This is a genomic window from Bradyrhizobium barranii subsp. apii (assembly GCF_011516635.5).
In the GTDB taxonomy this organism is placed as follows: domain Bacteria; phylum Pseudomonadota; class Alphaproteobacteria; order Rhizobiales; family Xanthobacteraceae; genus Bradyrhizobium; species Bradyrhizobium barranii.
Window position 1 is genome coordinate 7,540,136 of record NZ_CP096255.1, and the last position, 20,318, is coordinate 7,560,453.

Here is a 20,318-nt window from a genome sequence, read left to right on the forward strand (position 1 = left end):
CCAGCCCCTATTTTTCCACGCCCGGCACGAGCCTGCCGTTCTCGATATGGGCGGGAACGTAGGTCGAATCCGGTGCGGCGCCGGAGAAATGCGCGAAGCCGATCAGCCCCGCGATGACAAGCACGAGCGCGGCCAGGACCAGGCGCGCGACGACGGTGACCGGCCAGGACGATCGCGCGAACAGGCCGGAGCGGGTGGCGGCCAGGATCAGCGCATAGACGGCAAAGGGGATGAGGAAAATTCCGATCTCGGTCAGAACCGGCCGGATCATGATGAGTAGATCCGCTCATACAGCACACGCAACATTCCGGCCGTCGCACCCCAGATGTAGCGTTCCGCGAACGGCATCGCGTAGTAGAACCGCTCCATGCCGCGGAATTCCTTGCTGTGCACCTGATGGTTCACCGGGTTCATCAGGAAGGATAGCGGTACCTCGAAGGCATCATCAACCTCCGAATGGTTGATGATGAGCTCGAAGCCGGGCCGCACCTTGGCTACCGTCGGCAGGATGCGGAAGCCGAAAGCGGTGCCGTAAAGATCGAGATAGCCGATCGGCTCGACGAAGTCTCTGGACAGGCCGACCTCCTCCTCGGCCTCGCGCAAAGCCGCATCGAGCGGCGAGGCGTCGATCGCGTCGATCTTGCCGCCGGGGAAGGCGATCTGGCAGGCGTGGTCGTTGAGATGCGCCGAGCGCTGCGTCAGCAGGATGGTCGGCTCGGGACGGTCGACCACGGCGATCAGGACCGCAGCCGGCCGCACCGGCTGCTCGCGCGCGACGATCTCGAGCATCTTGTCGGTGCCGGGATCGCCCGAGGCGGGGATGACGTTCGGATCGTAGAGGCCGGGCGGCACGTCGAAGCCGAGCCTCGCCCGGGATCGGGTGAAGAAATCGGCCGCGCCGATCACGACCGGACCGCTCTTCAGGATAGGCTTGTTCAAAGTGCGGCCCTCACCTGCTCCGCGTCGGCCATGGCGAAGAATTCGCCGGCCGACTCGACGCCGAACATCGGCTGGCCATCGACCATCCGCTCCTCACCCATGTCAACCAGATCGTAGTAGAGCGCGCGGGTAACCTTGGCCCAGAGATCGGCGCGGACATGCAGGTATGGCGTCAGCCCGCCCTCCCTGGCCTGCTCGAAGCGCAGCCGGTGCGCGGCATCGCAGGTGACCCAGTCGTCGACATTGGTGCGGAAGCGGAGCACGCGATGGTTGTCCTCGCCGTCCTTCTGCATCTCGACCGCCATGAACGGCGCGTCGTCGACGCGGATGCCGACCTTCTCCACAGGCGTGACGAGGAAATGCTTGTCGCCCTCGCGCTTCAGGACGGTCGAGAACAGGCGGACCAGGGCGTGTCGTCCGATTGGCGTGCCCATGTAGAACCAAGTACCGTCGGACGCGATTCGGATGTCGAGATCGCCGCAAAACGGCGGATTCCACAGATGCACCGGCGGCAGGCCCTTCTTGGCGCCTTCGGCATTGGCGGCACTTTTGGCGGCGGCAGTCAGCCCCTCAAGACCTCGATCGGCGCTCTGCCCTTGGTTCGCCATGGTTTGCCCTGACTTTGTCTGTTGGCACGATTGGTGCAGGTTTTACGTTGTACCCGGGTGCGCGGTTCCACACCGGATTAACCCGGCGTGGAGGTCGCCACTTCGTGATGCCCTACATATCCCTAAGCCGATAAGGTGGGGATAGGTTAATTCAACGAATACATGGCCTTCCTGCAAGTCTAGCATAGGGCCCATGTGCGACTTGTGATGACTTGGCGACGCAAGCGGGCCGCGTGGCGGACTTAAGGAGCTGACGGATGGCGGAAAGTGTCGAGAAACTGGAAGACGGAATCGTCCGTTCGGCCGAGCAGGTGTCGAGCCAGATCCGCGCGGCGAAAGACGCAATCGCGTCCGTCATCTTCGGCCAGGATCGGGTGATCGAGAACACGCTCGTCACCATCCTCTCCGGCGGCCATGCATTGCTGATCGGCGTGCCCGGCCTCGCCAAGACCAAGCTGGTCGAGACGCTCGGCATCACGCTGGGTCTCGATGCCAAGCGCATCCAGTTCACGCCCGATTTGATGCCGTCGGACATTCTCGGCGCCGAAGTGCTCGACGAGAGCACTGCCGGCAAGCGCTCCTTCCGCTTCATCTCCGGTCCCGTGTTCGCGCAGCTGCTGATGGCCGACGAGATCAACCGCGCCAGCCCGCGCACGCAGTCGGCGCTGCTCCAGGCGATGCAGGAGCAGCACATCACCGTCGCCGGCGCACGTCACGACCTGCCGAAGCCGTTCCACGTGCTCGCCACGCAAAACCCGCTCGAGCAGGAAGGCACCTATCCGCTGCCGGAAGCCCAGCTCGACCGCTTCCTGATGGAGATCGACGTCGACTATCCCGATCGCGACGCCGAGCGCCGCATCCTGTTCGAGACCACGGGTGCCGAGGAGACGCTGGCGAAGGGATCGATGAACGCAGATGCGCTGATCACCGCGCAGCGGCTGATCCGCCGTCTGCCGGTCGGCGATTCCGTGGTGGAGGCGATCCTGTCGCTGGTCCGCTCGGCCCGTCCGGGCGAGGAGAGCGGCGAGACCGGCAAGTTCATCGCCTGGGGTCCCGGCCCGCGCGCCAGCCAATCCTTGATGCTCGCCGTGCGCGCACGCGCGCTGATCGACGGACGCCTGGCGCCCTCGATCGACGACGTGCTCGACCTTGCCGAGCCCATATTGAAGCACCGCATGGCGCTGACGTTCCAGGCGCGCGCCGAAGGCCGCACGATTCCGGACGTGATCAAACAATTGAAGGCTCGGATCGGTTGATGGCCGCAGACAACGGGCACACAGCGAAGGAGATCATCGCGATCCGACGTGCCGATGGCGAAAGCCGTACGCTCGCCGCTTCGCTGCCGCGCCTGGTGCTCGAAGCCCGCCGTATCGCCGCCAACGTCATCCACGGCCTGCACGGAAGGCGCCGCGCCGGTTCCGGTGAAAATTTCTGGCAATACCGCCGCTTCGTCTCCGGCGAGCCGGCGCAGAACGTCGACTGGCGCCGCTCGGCGCGTGACGACCATCTCTATGTGCGCGAGCTCGAATGGGAAGCCTCGCACACGGTCTGGATCTGGCCCGATCGCTCGCCCTCGATGGCGTTCGCCTCCAAGACCGCGCGCGAATCCAAGCTCGAGCGGACGCTGATCGTCGCCTTCGCGCTGGCCGAGCTGCTGGTCTCGGGCGGCGAACGCGTCGGCATTCCCGGACTGATGGCGCCGACCGCGAGCCGCAGCGTCATCGACAAGATGGCGCAGGCGATGCTGCATGACGATGCCGACCGGCTGAGCCTGCCGCCGTCCTTCGTGCCTTCCGCGCTCGCCGAGATCATCGTGCTGTCGGATTTCTGGTCGCCGATCGCGGAGATCAAATCCACGCTCGCGGGCCTGTCCGGCTCCGGCGCGCATGGCACGATGGTGCAGGTGGTCGATCCCGCCGAAGAGTCGTTCCCTTATTCCGGCCGCGTCGAGTTCGTCGAGCCCGAGGGCTTCGGCGTGATCACGGCGGGCCGCGCCGAGAGCTGGGCGCAGGACTACACCGCGCGGCTCGCGCTGCACCGCGACCAGATCCGCGCCGAGACCAGCAGACTCAACTGGCTGTTCACGACCCATGCGACCGACCGCTCCGCCGCCGAACTCTTGCTGTTCCTGCATGCCGGCATGCAGGTGAGCAAATCGGGCACCCGCACCACGACGATCAAGGTGGGGCCGGCCGCATGATGGGATTGCCGCTCGCCTTCACCGAACCGCTGCTCCTGATCGGCCTCGTCAGCCTGCCGGTGCTGTGGTGGCTGCTGCGCGTGATGCCGCCGCGGCCGCGCCGCATCGAGTTTCCGCCGACGCGCCTGCTGTTCGACATCGCGCCAAGGGAAGAGACGCCCTCGCGGACGCCGTGGTGGCTGACCGCGCTGCGGCTCCTGGCTGCGGCCCTCGTCATTTTCGCCGCCGCCGGCCCGATCTGGAATCCGCAAACGGGCGCCGCCGGCAGCAAGGCGCCGCTCATGATCATGTTCGATGACGGCTGGAGCGCCGCATCGCACTGGGATGTCAGGGTCAGGGCCGCCGACGAGCTGATCGCCAATGCCGACAACGACCGCCGAGCCATCGCGCTGGTGCCGCTGTCCGAGCCGAACCGCGACATCACTCTGATGCCGGCGGGTGCGGCGCGCGTCGCATTGCGCCAGCTCGCGCCAAAGCCCTACTCGATCGATCGCGTTGAAACCCTGACCGCCATCGACCGTTTCCTGAAGGCCACCGGCGACTGCGAGATCGCCTGGCTCTCGGATGGCGTCGATACCGGCCGTGGCGAGGATTTCGTGCAGGGCCTTGGCAAGACCATCGGAGATCGCAGCCTGACAGTGTTCGAAGGCGGCACGTCCTCCCCGCTGGCGCTCGTCGCCGCCGAGAACGCCGCCGCCAAGATGACGGTGAAGGTGCTGCGCACCGACAGCGGCATCGCCGTCGGCACCGTGCGCGCGCTGGACCAGAAGTCCTCGCCGATCGGCGAAGCGCGTTATTCGTTCGGCCCGCAGGACAAGGAGACCGAAGCCTCGTTCGACCTGCCGGTCGAGCTGCGCAACGACATCACGCGGCTCGAGATATCGGGCGAGCGTTCGGCCGGCGCGGTGCAACTGCTCGACAAGCGGTGGCGCCGCCGCGCCATCGGCATCGTCACCGGCACGACCAGCGAGACCGCGCAGCCGTTGCTGGCGCCGACCTTCTACCTGACCCGTGCGCTGGCGCCGTTCGCCGACGTGCGGCTCGCCGACCGGGGCTCGCCGCAGCAGGGCATCACCCAATTCCTCGACCAGAAGCTGCCGATGATCATCCTTGCCGATGTCGGCACCGTCGCTCCTGAAATCCGCGAGCGCCTCAACGCCTGGATCGACCAGGGCGGCGTGCTGGTGCGCTTCGCCGGTCCAAGGCTCGCGCAGGCCGAGGACGATCTCGTGCCGGTCAAGCTGCGCAAGGGCGGCCGCACGCTCGGCGGCAGCCTGACCTGGGAGAAGCCGCAGCATCTCGCCGCCTTCGCGGCGAACGGCCCGTTTGCCGGCGTCGCAGTCCCCAAGGACGTCACCGTGAACCGCCAGGTGCTGGCCGAGCCCGACGCGGTGCTCGCCACCAAGAGCTGGGCCTCGCTGGAAGACGGCACGCCGCTCGTCACCGGCGAGCATCGCGGCAAGGGCCTGGTCAGCCTGTTCCACGTCAGCGCCGACATGCGCTGGTCTGACCTGCCGATGTCGGGCACCTTCGTCGAAATGCTGCGCCGGGTCGTCGACATGTCCGGCTACACCGCCAAGCCCGGGCCCGGGGTCGCGGCCGAGGCGAGCACCGAGACGGTGGCGCCGCTGCACATCCTCGACGGCTTCGGCGCGTTCGGTCCGCCGCCGGCCACCGCAAAGCCGCTGCCCGCGGATTATCGCGACCGCGCTACGCCTGATCATCCGCCCGGCTTCTATGGTCCGGCAGAAGGACCGCTCGCCGTGAACACGCTCGCCGCTTCCGACCGCATCGCCGCGCTGAACACCGCAGGCCTGCGCGCCCGGCACGCGACCTACACCAATGCCGAGCCGCGCGACCTGCGCGGCTGGCTGCTGTCGACGGCGCTCGCACTGTTCCTGATCGACGCCATCATCGTCGCGGTGCTCGGCGGCGGGATCGCCGCGCTGCTGCGCCGGCGCGCCGCGACAGCCATGATCGTCGTCGGGCTGGCGCTTGCAGGCCTGGTGTCGCTTGCGCCCGCGCCGTCGCGCGCCGATGGCGCGTCCGACGAGTTCGCCATGAAGGCGGTGTCGCAAACCCGCCTCGCCTATGTCGTCACCGGCAATGCCGACGTCGATTCCATCGTCAAGGCCGGCATGTCCGGTCTGACGCAGTTCCTGGCGCAGCGCACCGCGCTGGAGGCCGGCGATCCCGTCGGCATCGATCCCGGACGCGACGAGCTCGCCTTCTTCCCGCTGATCTACTGGCCGATCGTGCCAGGCGCGCCCAAGCCGCCGCAGGATGCCATCAACAAGATCGACGCCTACATGAAGCAGGGTGGCACCGTGCTGTTCGACACCCGCGACGCGATCGAAGCGCCGCCCGGCGAGAACGGCGCCGCACAGACCCCGGGCATGCAGACGCTGCGCGAGATCCTGTCGTCGCTCGACGTGCCCGAGCTCGAACCGGTGCCGCGCGAGCACGTGCTGACCAAGACTTTTTATCTGTTGCGCGACTTCCCGGGCCGTTTCAGCACCGGCCAGACCTGGGTCGAGGCCTTGCCGCGCGATGAGGACGACGACAGCGCGCAGCGGCCGGCCCGCGGCGGCGACGGCGTCTCGCCCATCATCATCACCTCGAACGATCTGGCCGGCGCCTGGGCGCAGCGGCTCGACGGTCAGTTCATGCTGCCGATGTCCGGCGGCGACGCCCGCCAGCGCGAATTCGCCTACCGCGCCGGCGCTAACATCGTGATGTACACCCTGACCGGCAACTACAAGGCCGACCAGGTGCACGCGCCGGCCCTGATCGAACGGCTGGGGCAATAGGATCGACATGAATTACGGCATTGCGTTCACGCCGCTTGTTCCCACGATCGTCCTGTGGCTCGCGCTCGCCGCGATCGTCGTCGTTGCGCTCGTGCTGCTGGTGGCGCGTGCGCGCGGTGCAGCCGTGCGCGTCGCCGCGCTGGCGCTGTTCCTGCTGGCGCTCGCCAATCCCTCCTTCACCCGCGAGGACCGCGATCCCCTCACCTCGGTCGCCGCCGTCGTCGTCGACAAGAGCCCGAGCCAGAATTTCGGCAACCGCAATCGCGAGGCCGCGCAGGCGCAGGAAGCGCTGGTCGACAGCCTGAAGAAGATCAAGGGCCTCGAGGTCCGCGTCGTCGACGCCGGACAGGCCGATGGCGAGACCGACGGCACGAAACTGTTCGGGGCGCTGGCCACCGCGCTGTCGGACGTGCCGGTCGACCGTGTCGCCGGCGCGTTCCTGATCACCGACGGCCGGGTCCACGACATCCCGGCCAACACCGCCGGGCTCGGCTTCCAGGCGCCGGTGCACGCGCTGATCACCGGGCAGAAGGACGAGCGCGACCGCCGCATCGCGATCACGGCGGCGCCGCGCTTCGGCATCGTCGGACAGACCCAGACCATCACCTACCGCCTCGACGACCAGGGCGTCACCGGCGAGCGCGCCAAGGTCACGATCCGCAGGGACGGCGAGGTCCTGGGCGAGCGCACGCTATCGAGCGGCCAGAGCGCGAGTGTCGACGTCGACATCAAGCATGCCGGCCCCAACATCGTCGAGATCGAGGCCTCGCCGCTCGAGAAAGAGCTGACGCCGGTGAACAACCGCGCCGTCGTCGCCATCGACGGCGTGCGCGACAAGCTGCGCGTGCTGCTGGTCTCGGGCGAGCCGCATTCCGGCGAGCGCACCTGGCGCAACCTGCTGAAGTCCGACGCCAGCGTCGACCTCGTGCACTTCACCATTCTGCGTCCGCCGGAGAAGCAGGACGGCACGCCGATCAACGAGCTGTCGCTGATCGCGTTTCCGACCCGCGAGCTGTTCCAGCAGAAGATCAACGAATTCCAGCTGATCATCTTCGACCGCTATGCCCGCCAGGGCGTGCTGCCGATCGCCTATTTCGACAACATCGCGCGCTATGTCCGCGCGGGCGGCGCGGTGCTGGTCTCGGCCGGCCCCGACTATGCCTCCAACACCAGCATCTGGCGCACGCCGCTGGATTCGGTGCTGCCGGCTGAGCCGGTCGGCGTGACGGAAAAGCCGTTCTATGCGCATCTGTCGGAGATCGGAAAACGCCATCCGGTCACGCGCGGCCTCGAAGGCTCCGCGAGCGAACCGCCGCGCTGGAGCCGGTTCTTCCGCACCGTCGACACCCGCAATGCGGTCAACCCGCCGGTGATGACGGGCGTCGACGGCAAGCCGCTCCTGTTCCTCTCGCGCTTCGGCGAGGGCCGCGTCGCGCTCTTGCTCTCCGACCACATCTGGCTGTGGGCGCGCGGCTATGAAGGCGGCGGTCCGCATCTCGACCTGCTGCGGCGGATGTCGCACTGGCTGATGAAGCAGCCGGACCTCGATGAAGAGGCGCTACGCCTCCAGGTGCAGGGCAAGGACCTCGTCGTGGTGCGCCAGACCATGTCGGACAGTGTCCAGCCGGTCAGCGTGACCTCGCCGTCGGGCGTGTCGCAGGACCTGACGCTCGCGCCTGCCGATCCCGGCGAGTGGCGCGCCAGCCTGCCGGCCAGCGAGCTCGGCCTGTGGCAGGCGACCGACGGCACGCTGAAGGCGCTGATCAATGTCGGCCCGACCAATCCGAAGGAGTTCTCGGAAGTCACATCGACGACTGAAACCCTGAAGCCGCTGACGCAGGCGACCGGCGGCAATGCCGTGCGCGTGGTCGACGGCACCAGCGTCGAGCTGCCGCGCATCGTGCCGGTGCGTTCGGCGAGCGTCTTTGCCGGCGATGGCTGGATGGGCGTGCGGATGCGCGACGCCAGCGTCGTGAAGGGCGTCGGCGTGCTGCCGATCTTCGCCGGCCTGATCGGCCTGCTGCTGCTGCTCGGCGCGTTTGCCGCGACCTGGGTCCGCGAAGGGCGCTAGTTGCCTGAACGACACATCGCGCGGCCACCCGCGCGAGATCGTCTGACTTCCGTTGACATAAGCTGACCGTTCCTGCGATGTTACATTATAACATCGCAGGAAGCCGAGGGGATCGGCGCCTCGCGATGTGGGGTGGCTTTTCCAGATGAAGTGGTTCCGGTCGAATATCAGGCACGGCGCTCGGCTCGCGTTGTTCGCGATGCTGGTGCAGTTCGCGTTGACGTTCGGCCACAGCCATTGGTTCGCCCAAGCCGCTCCCCTCGCACAGTCCTCGCTCCAGCAGACCGACAGCGGCAAGAGCATCGCTTCGAATGACCGCGCCGCGGTCCAGAAGCAATCGCCCGCCGGCCCCGACCGGGAGCAGCCGGGCGAGGACAATTGCGCGATCTGCGCCGTGGTCGCGATGGCGGGTACCGTCGTATCCGCGACGCCGCCTGTGCTCCTGCTGCCGCAGGCGATCGAGCTGCTTCAGCTCACCACCGATGCCGAATTCGTCCATCTGAAATCGGCCGGCACGGCGTTCCAGCCCCGCGCCCCTCCCGCGTCCTGACTCCAGACATCACTTGATCACGCCCGGCTCGCCGCTTTCAGGCGAACGCACGGGAGAAGTTGAAGTCGAATTCCGTCGCGCTGCGACGGCAGGCCGCCTCCGATCAGCACCAAATCTTGCGGACGGCGCCTGACTGGAATCAGGACTATGTCATTTGAATTGCGACGCGCGCAGCGTCTGGGTGGAGCAAGCCTGCTCCTGCTCGGCGCCGCCGCCACATCGGCGCTCGCCCAAGAGCCGGTACAACAGCCTGCGCAAGATAAATCATCGACCGAGATCCCCGCCGTCACCGTGACGGCGCCGAGCCCGATCGTGCGCAGGGTGGTGCCGACCCGCAGCCCGGTCCATGTCGCGCGCACCGGACGGTCGCGCGGCCAGCAACGCACGGCGGAAGCTGCGCCGGCGGCGCCAGCGACGGGCGCCACGCCCCAGCAGGGCGTGCTGCCGATCGTCACCAACCAGTTCGCCACCGTCACCGTGGTGCCGAACGAGGAGATCCGCCGCGAGGGCGGCGGCCAGCTCGGCGATCTCCTGTTCTCCAAGCCCGGCATCACCGGCTCGAGCTTCGCACCCGGCGCCTCCAGCCGGCCGATCATCCGGGGTCTCGACGTCAACCGCGTCGGCATCGTCGAGAACGGCACCAATGCGAACGGCGCATCCGATCTCGGCGAGGATCACTTCGTCCCGATCGATACGCTCGCGACCAACCAGGTCGAGGTGGTGCGCGGGCCGGCCGCCTTGCGCTACGGCTCGACCTCGATCGGCGGCGTCGTCAGCGCGACCAACAACCGGATTCCGGACGCGCTGCCAACCTGCGGTGCCCAGCCGTTCCAGAGTTATGGCATGCCGGTGAAGGCGCCACTCGCAACCGCCGGGACATCGCCCTGCGTCACGGCCGAGACACGTTCCGCGTTCAGCTCGGTCGATCGCGGTGTCGAGAGCGGCGTGCTGCTCGACACCGGCGCCGGCAATTTCGCGTTCCATGCCGACGTCTACGGCCGCAACACGACGGATTACGGCATCCCGAGCTACCCCTATTTGACCGACCAGACCCGGACCATCACAAACGGGCGCCAGCCCAATTCGGCGTCGCGCACGGACGGCGCCTCGATCGGCGGCTCCTACTTCTTCCAGGGCGGCTATATCGGCGCGTCGATCACGCAGAACGACTCGCTCTACCATATCCCCGGCATCGACGGCGCCGACCACAACACGCGGATCGACGGTCACCAGACCAAGATCAACGTCAAGGGCGAGTACCGGCCCGATGCCGCCGCGATCGACACCATCCGCTTCTGGGCTGGCGCCACGGATTATCGACACAACGAGATCGGCCTTGCCGATCCCGCCGATCCCAACACCGACGGTGTGCGGCAGACCTTCACCAACAAGGAGCAGGAGATCCGCACCGAGGTGCAGTTGATGCCGTTCAACGCGCGCTTCGCCGAGGTGACGACGGCGCTGGGCTTTCAGGTCGGCCATCAGGAATTGACCGCGCCGAGCCCTGACAATCCCGGTACGCTGTTCAACGGCCTGTGGGACCCCAACAACAACACCCGCGTTGCCGCTTACGCCTTCAACGAGTTCAAGTTCACGGACGCGACGCGGGCCCAGATCGCCGGCCGCATCGAGCATGTCGAGCTGCACGGCACGACGCCGAACTTCCCGCCGGATTATCTACCCGACGGCACGCCGCAGGTGGGCATCGCACGCAATCCGTCCTTCACGCCGAAGAGCGGCAGCATCGGCCTGTTGCAGGACCTGCCGGGCGGCATGGTCGGCAGCATCACCGCACAATATGTCGAGCGCGCGCCGAAGCCGGCCGAACTGTTCTCGCGCGGTGCGCATGATGCGACCGCGACGTTCGACATCGGCAATCCGAACCTCACGATCGAGACCGCTGAGTCGGTCGAGGTTGGACTGCGCAAGGCGACGGGGCCGTTCCGGTTCGAGGCGACCGTCTACTACACGCATTTCGACAATTTCATCTTTCGCCGCCTCACCGGCGTGATGTGCGACGACAGTTTTGCGTCCTGCGGCACGCCGGGCGCCGAGTTGAACCAGGCCGTCTATTCGCAACGCAATGCCAATTTCCGCGGCGGCGAATTCCAGTCGCAGCTCGACGTCGGCGCATTCCAGGGCGGCATCTGGGGCATCGAGAACCAGTTCGACGTGGTGCGCGCCACCTTCACCGACGGCACCAACGTGCCGCGCATTCCGCCGCTGCGGATAGGCGGCGGCGTGTTCTGGCGCGACGACAACTGGCTGATGCGCGTCAACCTGTTGCACGCTTTCGCGCAGAACAACGTCGCCGTGATCGCGGAGACGCCGACGCCGGGCTACAATCTGCTGAAGGCCGAGGTCAGCTACAAGACCAAGCTCGATCCGCGTCTGTTCGGCGCGCGCGAGATGACGGCCGGCATCGTCGGCAACAATCTCCTCAACGAAAACATCCGCAACTCGGTGTCCTACACCAAGGACGAGGTTCTGATGCCCGGCATCGGCGTGCGGGCGTTCGCCAACTTCAAGTTCTAGCCGCGATTCAGTCGGGGCCTGCGGGCCCCGGCACACGCGCGTTGAGTGAGCCGTAGCCCGGATGGAGCGGAGCGAAATCCGGGCTACCGGCTGCGCGTCAGCCGCTTCTCGAAGCGCCATTGATCGACGGGGAACGGCCCGTTCGAGGTGTCCGTCATCATCACGAAGGTGCCGGCGTTGCGCCAACCGCTCTTCTCGTAGAACCGCGCAGCGCGCGCGTTGCCGACGGCGCAGGCGAGCCACGCCAGCTCCACGCCGCGCGCGGCAAGGCGGGCCTCTGCGTCGGAGATCAGCGCCGCGGCCACGCCCGCGCCGTGCGCCTTCGGCGATACGAAGAGCTGATACAATTCGTCAGCCCTGACGGCGCAGAAGCCGAGCGGCGCGCCGGCCGGGCCGACGACGCGGATGTCGGGAAGCATGACCGCCAGCCGATCGCGAAAATTCGGGAGCGTGCGGAGGCGGACCAGTTCTGGCGGCGCAAGCGAGGCATGCGACCCATGCCAGGCATCGTGCCATAGCTGAGCGAGATGATCGACTTCACCGGCATCAACGGGCCGCACCTGCATCATGGATACTCCGCAAGAGGTATCGTAGCCCGGATGGAACTCCCCTACCCCGCTCGCGCCTTGCTCCAGTCGGGCGTTACCTGCCCCGACACGCCCTCGAAAGCGCCGTCGACGAGCTCGAACACCAGCACGCGCGCGGCGTCGACCGGGCCCGGCATGGTGACGCGGCCCTTCGGCACCGGCTTGAAGCCGACGCGGCTGTAATAGGGCTCGTCGCCGACCAGCAGCACCAGACGGTGCCCCTTCTCCTTGGCGTCCTTCAGCGCGCGCTCCATCAGAAGACGGCCGATGCCGCGGTCGCGGAACGGCGGCTCGACGGTGAGCGGCCCGAGCAGCAGGGCCTGCGTCTCGCCGACCAGCACCGGCAATTGCCTGACCGAGCCGACCAGCAGCGTACCGATGCGGGCCGTGAAGGAAAGGTCGAGCAGATGGTCGACGTGCTCGCGAATGCGGTAAGCGCTGAGCACGAAACGGCCGGGGCCGAAGGTGCGCTCGTGCAGCCGTTCGATCAGCTGAGCGTCGCCGGCGGCTTCCGGAAGGATGGTGAGCGAGAGATCGGTCATGTCGGCATGCGTCTTCGAGCGAAGTGGTTTCAGGTTCGCGTCAGGAAAACGCGTCAATGCGAGATGCGGGATAACATCTCAGACGGCCGCGGTCCATCGGCCTCGTGGGCGATAAAACCCTGTGCCGGGCCGCGGCTGAGGACGGCCGCGAACAGCAGCGTCCAGAGCGACAGCATCAGGATCGGGATGACGTAGTACTGCGTGAAGACCGGATGCGTGGCAAAGAACGCCAGATTCAGCGCGAGATTGCCCGCCACCAGCAACGCGAGTTTTCTGACGCCGCCAGGGCCGGCGAAGCGCCACAACAGCGCGGTCCCGACGCAGGCGATCACGATCAACGGGAACTGCGTGTCGCGGAGATAGGCCAACAGCACGGCCGGGTCGAGGCTCCGCGGGGCCGTATCCTGGCCGCCATAGGCCGAGACCAGCGGATTGCCTGAGTTGACCAGGTTCGCCGCGAACACCGGCAACAGCCCGACGAGGAACGAAAGGCCGAGCGCGAGTCCTGAAACGAACGTCTCGCGGGTACGCCAGATCAGGAACGACAATCCGAAGAACAGGAAATAGCCGGCCGACAGAACCACGTTCGCGATCCGAAAGCTCGCGGACAGGCCGAGCAGCACGCCGACGGCAGCGACCATCAGCAGGCGGCGCCGGCCTTCATCGACGAACAGTCTTGCGGTGAACAGACCCGCCAGCGCGCAGACGACCATGGTCGGCGCCATCGAATAGCTCGCCTTGGTCGGATTGATCATGAAGTAGATCGAGAGCGCGCCGAGCAATGCGGCGAGCGTCAAGCCGACCTTCTCCTGCGCCCGCCACAACCCGAACAGCGCAAGGCCGGCGACGATCGCGTTGGCCAGCATATAGAGCGCAACGACCTGGACCCCCTCCGGGAACAGCGCCAGCACGAAGCCCGTGCCCGGCGGCGGCGTCATCACCCATTTGCTGCCGTCGGCAGTCTGGGTGTGGCAGGGTGCCCGCGTCGGTTCGTTCCAGTTCGGAAAATCGATACTGCGCAACTTGGCCGCGAGATAGCCGTCGGTTTCACGGGCGAGACTGGTGTCGAGCCCTTGCCAGCCGAAGCGCTGGAACAGGTGCGCCTGCCTGAGATAGCAGATGTCGTCATAGACGCCGCGGCTCTCGCTCCAATGCGAGATGAGCCTGATGTTGCTGGCCAGAATTGCCAGAAACACAATTGAAAAAAATACTTTAACAGCTCTCATCGGCATTCGCCGGGCGGCCCCACACAGCTTGAAATGGCCCGCCGCCTGTACATGAAAAGCACCGGCAAGTATAGCAAAGTGGGGATTCTGGAGGTGAGGCAGACGTGGCCGATATGGGACTGGGCTTGGGTTCAACTGACACGTGCCACAACGGTGCTGCCGCACCGCAGCAGGGCACGTCGCGAGTCCTCATCATCATTCCCTGCTTCAACGAGGAGGCCTCGGTCGGCGGCCTGCTGAGCGAGATCGCGGCGACCGGCCGCGGCTACCACACCCTGGTCGTCGACGACGGCTCGTCGGACGCGACGTCCGCGGTGGCAAGCTGCCGCTCGCCGGTCGCCCGCCTCGCGCAGAATCTCGGCATCGGCGGCGCCGTGCAGACCGGCATCAAATACGCGGCGCGTCAGGATTTTGATTTCTGCATCCAGATCGACGGCGACGGGCAGCATGATCCGCGCGCCATCGAGACGCTTCTGGAGGCCTATCGCAACGACCCGACCAACATCACCATCGGAAGCCGCTTCATCGACCATGCCGGTTTCTGCTCCACGCGCATGCGGCGCGCCGGCATCAGGCTGATCGTGCTCGCGCTCAACGGCCTGTTCAGCGGCGGCCGCATCACCGATCCGACCAGCGGCATGCGTTTGCTCGACCGTTCCGCCATCGCCTTCTTCGCAAAAGCCTATCCGACGGATTTTCCGGAGCCGATCTCGCTGGCCTGGGCCATGCGCGCAGGCCTCACGGTCAGCGAAGTTCCGGTCGAGATGCGGGCGCGCGAGACCGGCGTCAGCTCGATCGACGGATTGAAGTCGGCGAGTTACATGATCCGCGTGCTCGGTTATATCCTGCTCGCGCGCCTCGTGAGGGCGTCATGACGCCAAGCGTCCCCGTTCCGATTCGTGGTCTCATCATCTCGTCGAACATTCTGAGGAGGCAGCCGTGACAGATGCCCTTCCAAGTCCGGAGACGGTCGTCGTCGTCCCGCCTTTGCGCTGATCTACATGCTGGTGCTGCTGCGCAAGACGATGCAGGGCAAGTTCGATCTCTATGACTTCCTGATGCTGTCCATGGTGGCGATCATCCCCGCGGGCTTCACGCTGTTTCCAACACTGGCTTATCTCGTCAGCCATCTGACCGGCGTCGTGTTTCCGTTCGTCGTGATGTTCGGCGCCCTGTTCCTGGTGGTGTTCGCGTTCATGCACAACATGACCGCGCGACTGCACAGGCTGGAGCGGCAGAACTGCGCGCTGATCCAGGAACAGAGCCTGCTGGTGCTGGAGCTGCACGCGAAGCAGGGCCGTCAGGGCGTCGAGTCATGACCGCGTAGCCGAAGAAATCCAGCGTCGTCGCGAGGCAAAGACAGGGAGAGCGGGCATGCTGAAGAACGCGAAAGTGGCAACCCGGCTTCCAGCCAAAGACCTCGACCGCGCGCGGGCGTTCTATTCGGAAAAGCTCGGGCTCGAGCCGGTCGAACAGCGCGAGGGTGGGCTCCGTTACGTCTGTGCGGCCGGCGAGTTTGCGATATTCGTCTCGGCCGGCACGCAATCCGGCACGCACACGCAGATGGGGTGGGAAGTCGAGGATATCGAGGCAACCGTTCGCGAACTTCGCACACGCGGCGTCGCGTTCGAGGACTATGATTTGCCCGGCTTGAAGACCGTCGATGGAATTGCGGAGATCGCGGGAAACTATCCGAGCAAGGGTACTGGCGAGCGGGGCGCCTGGTTCCGCGACAGCGAAGGTAACTTGCTGGGGATCGGGCAGCCGGTTCGGGCTTGAGGATTCGCCAGGCCGCTTCGACGTCACATCGTTTCAACGTCACATCGCTAAAGTGGCAAATTCCTTTAACGCCACGTCGCGGTCGGCGTCTTGCCATCCAGCACTTCCGCGAGCCTTTGCCGCGTGCCGTGTGTGGTGCCCTCGGGCAGCGCATTGATCGCGAAGAATCCGCATTCGATGATCTCGTGGTTGGGCTCAGGGACGCGATCCTGCTTGAACTGCCTGACCACATAGACCGCGACGTGGTCGCGGCGGGAGACATGGCTGTTGAGGAAGATGCCGTGCAGCACCGCGTCACCGGTGAGATCGATGTCCCCCTCCTCCTTGAGCTCGCGCCGCATCGCCTGCTCCATGGTCTCGCCGAGATCGACGCCGCCGCCGGGCAGATACCAGCCGGTGATGTAGCTGTGCCTGACCAGGAACACCCGGTTCTCGGAATCCAGGACCACGGCGCGGACGCCGAGCGTCATGCCGCGGACAAGCAGGAAATAGGCGTGGAAGATTCGCCGCAGCAGCGGTTCGAATGTCCGTCGGACGCTGTTCAGACGATCCCCCATCAGGCTCCCAAAGAAACTCCCAAGAAAACTCCCAAGAAAACTGCCATGAGGCCCCGGTCCGGGCCCCGCTTGCACAGTCCTCGCGACCTTGCCATTACAGCGGACGAATAGCGAGGCAATCGCGCGCCATGGCCCCCTTCACGCTCGCCCATCTGTCCGACCCGCATCTGCCGCCGTTGCCGAAGCCGCGGCTGATCGAGCTCGCGGGCAAGCGCGCGCTCGGCTACGTCAACTGGACGCGCAACCGGCACAAGTACCAGCGCCGCGAGGTGCTCGACGCGCTCGTCGCCGACGTCCAGGCGCAGACGCCCGACCACATCGCGGTCACAGGCGATCTCGTCAATCTGGCACTGGAGGCGGAGTTCGCGCCGGCGCGCGCCTGGCTCGACGGCGTCGGTCCGCCCGACCGCGTCACCACCATTCCCGGCAATCACGATGCCTATGTCCGCGCCACCTCTCACCGCTTCGGCGAGACGTTTGCGCCTTATCTCACTGGCGATGACGGCAGCGTCGGCTTTCCGGGCGTACGCCGGCGCGGGCCGCTCGCGCTGATCAGCCTGTCCACGGCCGTGCCGACCCTGCCGCTGATGGCGACGGGCACGCTCGGCCGCGATCAGCTCGCGTCCCTCGAAGCGGTCCTCGACCGCCTCGCCGCCGAGGACGCTTTCCGCGTGCTGCTGGTACATCATCCCCTGAAGTCCGGCGCGCGCCAGAAACGGATGACCGATGCGGGTGCGCTGCTGGCACTGATCAAGCGTCACGGCGTCGAGTTGATCCTGCACGGGCACGACCACATTCATTCGACGATGTGGTTCGAGGGCCCCAACGGCAAGATCCCCGCGGTCGGCGTGCCGTCGGCCTCCGCGCTCGCCCACGGGCGCTACCCGGCGGCAGCGTATAACCTGTTCACGATCGAGAAAGACAATGCCGGCTGGCGCTGCGAGCAGACCGTGCGGGGCCTCGGATCCGGATTTCAGATCCGGCAGATCAAGCAGGCAAGGCTGATCTAGTTCGCCGTCATTGCGAGCCAACGGGTCCGCGCGAAGCGCGGCCCGATGACAGGCTCCGCGAAGCAATCCAGAGTCTCTCCGCGGAAAGATTCCTGGATTGCTTCGTTGCGCTCGCAATGACGGCGGAGGGCGTCTCACCAGCTCCGCAGGGCCGCCAGCACGGCGAGGCCGAACAAGGCCGCCGCGCCGAAAATGAATCCGAACACGAACGGCCAGAGGCGCGAGCGGCGCGGCGGCTCGGCGGCCGCGGGCTTCGGCTCTGATGGCACCACCATGGCGTGCTCGCGCTCGATCATGCGGCGGGCGACGTAGTCGGTCACGGCTTCGACGATCATTGCGGTGTCGTGCGATTCGGCGAGCACGATGCGGCCGAAGCGGGTGTCCTGGACAAAGCGGTACATCCGCTTGTCGCGCCCCATCATGATGTGTGCGACGACATCGATCCAGAGTCTGGGCGTATCGCCCTGGCTGATGCCGCGATCGAACAGGTCGATCTGGTCGGGCACCTGCGCGAACAGGGGATCGAGCGCATCGTTGAGGATCTCCAGCCGCGCCACCTCGGCATCGCGCAAATCGACGACCACACCGGTCCGGTCGGCGGCCTCGATCCGTGCGCGCAGCAGCGCGTCGCGCAGCCGCACCGGGCGCGGCTGGCTGGGATGGGTCCCGCTGGTCTCAGGCTCTGACATTGTCGGCCTCGTGCTCGACTTTACGCCATTAACCTATCAGCAACCAAACGGTCCGCAAAGGGCCCACAATTCCAGAGACTTACGGCGCCCACAGCCGATTGACCTGTACCAAAAACAGACGATCCCACCCGGCTTGCGCCGGATGGGACCCTCCGTCCTTGGACGTCTTCTTAATTAGTCAGGCAGCCGTCAGGCCGAGACCCGCGACGGCTCTTCCACGATCGAGAAGCGGACGCCGGCCTTGTGGCGGTTCTCTTCCGAGACCGAGCGCCAGGCATCCTCGGCTTCCTTGCGGGTCTTGAACGGACCCTGCACCTGGGCCGAGCCTTCCACGAGCTTGTGGAAGTTCATCGAACCGAACTCGCCGCCGATCACCCAGAAATTGCTGCCTTTGGTCATTGTCAGTCTCCTGTCGAATAGCGTGGTACGTTAGCCGAACTGGTTCATCGTATTGTGGGCGCCGCCCGCCTTCAGGGCAGCCTCGCCGGCGAAGTATTCCTTGTGGTCGTCGCCGATGTCGGAGCCGGCCATGTTCTGATGCTTGGCGCAGGCGATGCCCTGGCGGATTTCGGCGCGCTGCACGTTCTTCACGTAGCCGAGCATGCCCTGGTCGCCGAAATATTCCTTGGCCAGATTGTCGGTCGAGAGCGCTGCCGTGTGGTAGGTCGGCAACGTGATCAGGTGATGGAAGATGCCGGCACGCTTGGCTGAGTCGGCCTGGAAGGTGCGGATCCGCTCGTCGGCTTCCTTCGCCAGCGGCGTGTCGTCGTATTCCGGCTTCATCAGCTCAGCACGGTTGTACTTGCTGACGTCCTGGCCGGCTTCCTTCATTGCGTCGTAGACCTGCCAACGGAAGTTGAGGGTCCAGTTGAACGACGGCGAGTTGTTGTAGGCCAGCTTCGCGTTCGGAACCACCTTGCGGATCCGGTCGACCATCTTGGCGATCTGCTCGATATGCGGCTTCTCGGTCTCGATCCAGAGCAGGTCGGCGCCGTTCTGCAGCGAGGTGATGCTGTCGAGCACGCAGCGGTCTTCGCCAGTGCCGGGACGGAACTGGTAGAGGTTGCTGGGCAAGCGCTTCGGACGCATCATCTTGCCGTTACGGTTGATGATGACATCGCCGTTGCGGGCGTTCTCCGGCGTGATCTCCTCGCAATCGAGGAAGCTGTTGTACTGATCGCCGAGGTCGCCAGGCTTGTGGCTGACGGCGATCTGCTGCGTCAGGCCGGCGCCGAGCGAGTCGGTACGGGTCACGACGACACCGTCTTCGATGCCGAGCTCGAGGAAAGCATGGCGGCAGGCGCGGATCTTCGCCAGGAACACCTCGTGCGGCACGGTGACCTTGCCGTCCTGGTGACCGCACTGCTTTTCGTCCGAGACCTGGTTCTCGATCTGGAGCGCGCAGGCGCCCGCTTCGATCATCTTCTTGGCGAGCAGATAGGTCGCCTCCGCGTTGCCGAAGCCCGCGTCGATGTCGGCGATGACGGGCACGACATGGGTCTGGAAGTTGTCGATCTTCTCGATCAGCTCCTTCTCCCTGGTCTTGTCGCCTTCCTTGCGCGCCTTATCGAGGCTGCGGAAGATGTCGTTCAGCTCACGCGAGTCGGCCTGGCGCAGGAAGGTGTAGAGCTCTTCGATCAGCGCGGGCACCGAGGTCTTCTCGTGCATCGACTGGTCGGGCAGCGGGCCGAATTCGGAGCGCAGCGCCGCGATCATCCAGCCGGACAGGTACAGATAGGTGCGATCGGTCTTGCCGCCGAAGTGCTTCTTGACCGAGATCAGCTTCTGCTGGGCGATGAAACCGTGCCAGCAGCCCAGTGACTGCGTGTACTTGGTCGGATCGTTGTCATAGGCCGCCATGTCGGTCCGCATCAGCGCCGCGGTGTAGCGAGCGATGTCCAGACCGGTCTTGAAGCGGTTCTGCAGGCGCATGCGCGCGACGGCCTCGGCGGACACCCCGTTCCAGGTCGGCTGGGTCTTGAGGAGCGCCTGGGCTGCCTCGATCTCGCTCTGATACGAGGCCGGGCTCTGCAGGGCGTTGATGCCACGGGGCTGGTAATTCATCTGCTCGATCCTTTCGCTGATGACAACTCAACTTGTCATCGACATTTTTGACAGTGCATTGCGAAATGCGTGTCATGAGCTAAACGCCAGAAAGCGAAGTTCGTACAGAGGCCTTGTATTCGAATGGTGATGTCATGTAACATCAGAACAT

General features: G+C 65.9%; 20 protein-coding genes. 10 read left to right on the plus strand and 10 right to left on the minus strand.

Annotated features, from left to right (window positions below):
* Positions 1–7: 7 nt before the first annotated feature.
* From HAP41_RS36210 to HAP41_RS36220, 3 genes are read right to left on the minus strand one after another with little or no spacing between them, the layout of a single operon-like run.
* On the minus strand, positions 8–271 hold the full coding sequence (locus HAP41_RS36210; protein ID WP_166085107.1) for a DUF6111 family protein: 264 nt from the start codon (positions 269–271) through the stop codon (positions 8–10).
* The gene (locus HAP41_RS36215; protein ID WP_166085105.1) at positions 268–939 is read right to left on the minus strand and encodes a CoA pyrophosphatase; all 672 of its coding nucleotides are present in this window, start codon (positions 937–939) and stop codon (positions 268–270) included. The genes HAP41_RS36210 and HAP41_RS36215 overlap by 4 nt, the downstream gene beginning before the upstream one ends.
* Complete coding sequence (locus HAP41_RS36220) at positions 936–1,547, minus strand: DUF1285 domain-containing protein (RefSeq protein WP_166085083.1); 612 nt, start codon at positions 1,545–1,547, stop codon at positions 936–938. Before HAP41_RS36220 ends, HAP41_RS36215 begins: the two co-directional genes overlap by 4 nt.
* Before the next feature lie 257 nt (positions 1,548–1,804).
* On the opposite strand from HAP41_RS36220, the gene HAP41_RS36225 reads away from it, so the two are divergent.
* The 6 genes from HAP41_RS36225 to HAP41_RS36250 all read left to right on the plus strand — a co-directional run bounded on the left by HAP41_RS36225 (position 1,805) and on the right by HAP41_RS36250 (position 11,713).
* Positions 1,805–2,803: an AAA family ATPase gene (locus HAP41_RS36225; RefSeq protein WP_071916189.1), complete on the plus strand. Its 999-nt coding sequence runs from the start codon at positions 1,805–1,807 to the stop codon at positions 2,801–2,803.
* Positions 2,803–3,747, plus strand: a complete 945-nt coding sequence (locus HAP41_RS36230; RefSeq protein ID WP_063985164.1) for a DUF58 domain-containing protein — start codon at positions 2,803–2,805, stop codon at positions 3,745–3,747. Before HAP41_RS36225 ends, HAP41_RS36230 begins: the two co-directional genes overlap by 1 nt.
* The gene (locus tag HAP41_RS36235; protein ID WP_166085001.1) at positions 3,744–6,557 is read left to right on the plus strand and encodes a DUF4159 domain-containing protein; all 2,814 of its coding nucleotides are present in this window, start codon (positions 3,744–3,746) and stop codon (positions 6,555–6,557) included. Before HAP41_RS36230 ends, HAP41_RS36235 begins: the two co-directional genes overlap by 4 nt.
* A 7-nt stretch (positions 6,558–6,564) precedes the next feature.
* Positions 6,565–8,628, plus strand: coding sequence for a hypothetical protein (locus HAP41_RS36240; protein ID WP_166084977.1), 2,064 nt, complete (start codon positions 6,565–6,567; stop codon positions 8,626–8,628).
* A gap of 145 nt (positions 8,629–8,773) precedes the next feature.
* Complete coding sequence (locus tag HAP41_RS36245; RefSeq protein WP_135216913.1) at positions 8,774–9,178, plus strand: DUF2946 domain-containing protein; 405 nt, start codon at positions 8,774–8,776, stop codon at positions 9,176–9,178.
* Between the two features lie 147 nt (positions 9,179–9,325).
* Complete coding sequence (locus HAP41_RS36250; protein ID WP_166084914.1) at positions 9,326–11,713, plus strand: TonB-dependent receptor; 2,388 nt, start codon at positions 9,326–9,328, stop codon at positions 11,711–11,713.
* An 83-nt stretch (positions 11,714–11,796) separates the two neighbouring features.
* On the opposite strand, the gene HAP41_RS36255 is transcribed toward HAP41_RS36250, so the two are convergent.
* Genes HAP41_RS36255 through HAP41_RS36265 form a run of 3 tightly spaced genes read right to left on the minus strand, consistent with a single transcriptional unit; the run spans position 11,797 to position 14,038 of the window.
* Complete coding sequence (locus HAP41_RS36255; RefSeq protein WP_028170422.1) at positions 11,797–12,279, minus strand: GNAT family N-acetyltransferase; 483 nt, start codon at positions 12,277–12,279, stop codon at positions 11,797–11,799.
* 44 nt (positions 12,280–12,323) lie between these two features.
* Positions 12,324–12,842 carry a GNAT family N-acetyltransferase gene (locus HAP41_RS36260; protein ID WP_166084891.1) on the minus strand — a complete coding sequence of 173 codons (519 nt, stop codon included), beginning with the start codon at positions 12,840–12,842 and terminating at the stop codon, positions 12,324–12,326.
* Positions 12,843–12,895: 53 nt separating this feature from the next.
* Entirely contained in the window at positions 12,896–14,038 is a 1,143-nt protein-coding gene (locus tag HAP41_RS36265) for a hypothetical protein (RefSeq protein ID WP_135216924.1), read from the minus strand.
* A 155-nt stretch (positions 14,039–14,193) separates the two neighbouring features.
* Between HAP41_RS36265 and HAP41_RS36270 the strand changes: the two genes are divergently transcribed.
* From HAP41_RS36270 to HAP41_RS36280, 3 genes are all read left to right on the plus strand, one after another.
* Complete coding sequence (locus HAP41_RS36270) at positions 14,194–14,943, plus strand: glycosyltransferase family 2 protein (RefSeq protein ID WP_224580649.1); 750 nt, start codon at positions 14,194–14,196, stop codon at positions 14,941–14,943.
* Between the two features lie 126 nt (positions 14,944–15,069).
* Complete coding sequence (locus HAP41_RS36275) at positions 15,070–15,387, plus strand: DUF2304 domain-containing protein (RefSeq protein ID WP_248577141.1); 318 nt, start codon at positions 15,070–15,072, stop codon at positions 15,385–15,387.
* 55 nt (positions 15,388–15,442) lie between these two features.
* On the plus strand, positions 15,443–15,847 hold the full coding sequence (locus tag HAP41_RS36280) for a VOC family protein (RefSeq protein ID WP_135216908.1): 405 nt from the start codon (positions 15,443–15,445) through the stop codon (positions 15,845–15,847).
* 65 nt (positions 15,848–15,912) lie between these two features.
* On the opposite strand, the gene HAP41_RS36285 is transcribed toward HAP41_RS36280, so the two are convergent.
* Positions 15,913–16,404, minus strand: coding sequence for an NUDIX domain-containing protein (locus tag HAP41_RS36285; protein WP_135216907.1), 492 nt, complete (start codon positions 16,402–16,404; stop codon positions 15,913–15,915).
* A 128-nt stretch (positions 16,405–16,532) separates the two neighbouring features.
* Between HAP41_RS36285 and HAP41_RS36290 the strand changes: the two genes are divergently transcribed.
* A complete protein-coding gene (locus HAP41_RS36290) occupies positions 16,533–17,414 on the plus strand; it encodes a metallophosphoesterase family protein (RefSeq protein ID WP_135216906.1) in 882 nt (293 codons plus the stop codon).
* A 134-nt stretch (positions 17,415–17,548) separates the two neighbouring features.
* Here HAP41_RS36290 and HAP41_RS36295 read toward each other — a convergent pair whose 3' ends face one another.
* The 3 genes from HAP41_RS36295 to HAP41_RS36305 all read right to left on the minus strand — a co-directional run bounded on the left by HAP41_RS36295 (position 17,549) and on the right by HAP41_RS36305 (position 20,167).
* Complete coding sequence (locus tag HAP41_RS36295) at positions 17,549–18,103, minus strand: hypothetical protein (protein ID WP_028148626.1); 555 nt, start codon at positions 18,101–18,103, stop codon at positions 17,549–17,551.
* A 189-nt stretch (positions 18,104–18,292) separates the two neighbouring features.
* On the minus strand, positions 18,293–18,502 hold the full coding sequence (locus HAP41_RS36300; protein ID WP_008137787.1) for a DUF4170 domain-containing protein: 210 nt from the start codon (positions 18,500–18,502) through the stop codon (positions 18,293–18,295).
* A gap of 30 nt (positions 18,503–18,532) precedes the next feature.
* The gene (locus HAP41_RS36305) at positions 18,533–20,167 is read right to left on the minus strand and encodes an isocitrate lyase (protein ID WP_085402495.1); all 1,635 of its coding nucleotides are present in this window, start codon (positions 20,165–20,167) and stop codon (positions 18,533–18,535) included.
* Positions 20,168–20,318 lie beyond the last annotated feature (151 nt).

Bases quoted from the DNA above. Each gene is read 5' to 3' on its own strand.
- HAP41_RS36285 (WP_135216907.1), bottom strand. From the start codon at position 16,404: ATGGGGGATCGTCTGAACAGCGTCCGACGGACATTCGAACCGCTGCTG.
- HAP41_RS36280 (WP_135216908.1), top strand. From the start codon at position 15,443: ATGCTGAAGAACGCGAAAGTGGCAACCCGGCTTCCAGCCAAAGACCTC.
- HAP41_RS36255 (WP_028170422.1), bottom strand. From the start codon at position 12,279: ATGCAGGTGCGGCCCGTTGATGCCGGTGAAGTCGATCATCTCGCTCAG.
- HAP41_RS36220 (WP_166085083.1), bottom strand. From the start codon at position 1,547: ATGGCGAACCAAGGGCAGAGCGCCGATCGAGGTCTTGAGGGGCTGACT.
- HAP41_RS36225 (WP_071916189.1), top strand. From the start codon at position 1,805: ATGGCGGAAAGTGTCGAGAAACTGGAAGACGGAATCGTCCGTTCGGCC.
- HAP41_RS36275 (WP_248577141.1), top strand. From the start codon at position 15,070: ATGCTGGTGCTGCTGCGCAAGACGATGCAGGGCAAGTTCGATCTCTAT.
- HAP41_RS36290 (WP_135216906.1), top strand. From the start codon at position 16,533: ATGGCCCCCTTCACGCTCGCCCATCTGTCCGACCCGCATCTGCCGCCG.
- HAP41_RS36245 (WP_135216913.1), top strand. From the start codon at position 8,774: ATGAAGTGGTTCCGGTCGAATATCAGGCACGGCGCTCGGCTCGCGTTG.
- HAP41_RS36210 (WP_166085107.1), bottom strand. From the start codon at position 271: ATGATCCGGCCGGTTCTGACCGAGATCGGAATTTTCCTCATCCCCTTT.
- HAP41_RS36295 (WP_028148626.1), bottom strand. From the start codon at position 18,103: ATGTCAGAGCCTGAGACCAGCGGGACCCATCCCAGCCAGCCGCGCCCG.
- HAP41_RS36260 (WP_166084891.1), bottom strand. From the start codon at position 12,842: ATGACCGATCTCTCGCTCACCATCCTTCCGGAAGCCGCCGGCGACGCT.
- HAP41_RS36300 (WP_008137787.1), bottom strand. From the start codon at position 18,502: ATGACCAAAGGCAGCAATTTCTGGGTGATCGGCGGCGAGTTCGGTTCG.
- HAP41_RS36250 (WP_166084914.1), top strand. From the start codon at position 9,326: ATGTCATTTGAATTGCGACGCGCGCAGCGTCTGGGTGGAGCAAGCCTG.
- HAP41_RS36305 (WP_085402495.1), bottom strand. From the start codon at position 20,167: ATGAATTACCAGCCCCGTGGCATCAACGCCCTGCAGAGCCCGGCCTCG.
- HAP41_RS36240 (WP_166084977.1), top strand. From the start codon at position 6,565: ATGAATTACGGCATTGCGTTCACGCCGCTTGTTCCCACGATCGTCCTG.
- HAP41_RS36230 (WP_063985164.1), top strand. From the start codon at position 2,803: ATGGCCGCAGACAACGGGCACACAGCGAAGGAGATCATCGCGATCCGA.
- HAP41_RS36235 (WP_166085001.1), top strand. From the start codon at position 3,744: ATGATGGGATTGCCGCTCGCCTTCACCGAACCGCTGCTCCTGATCGGC.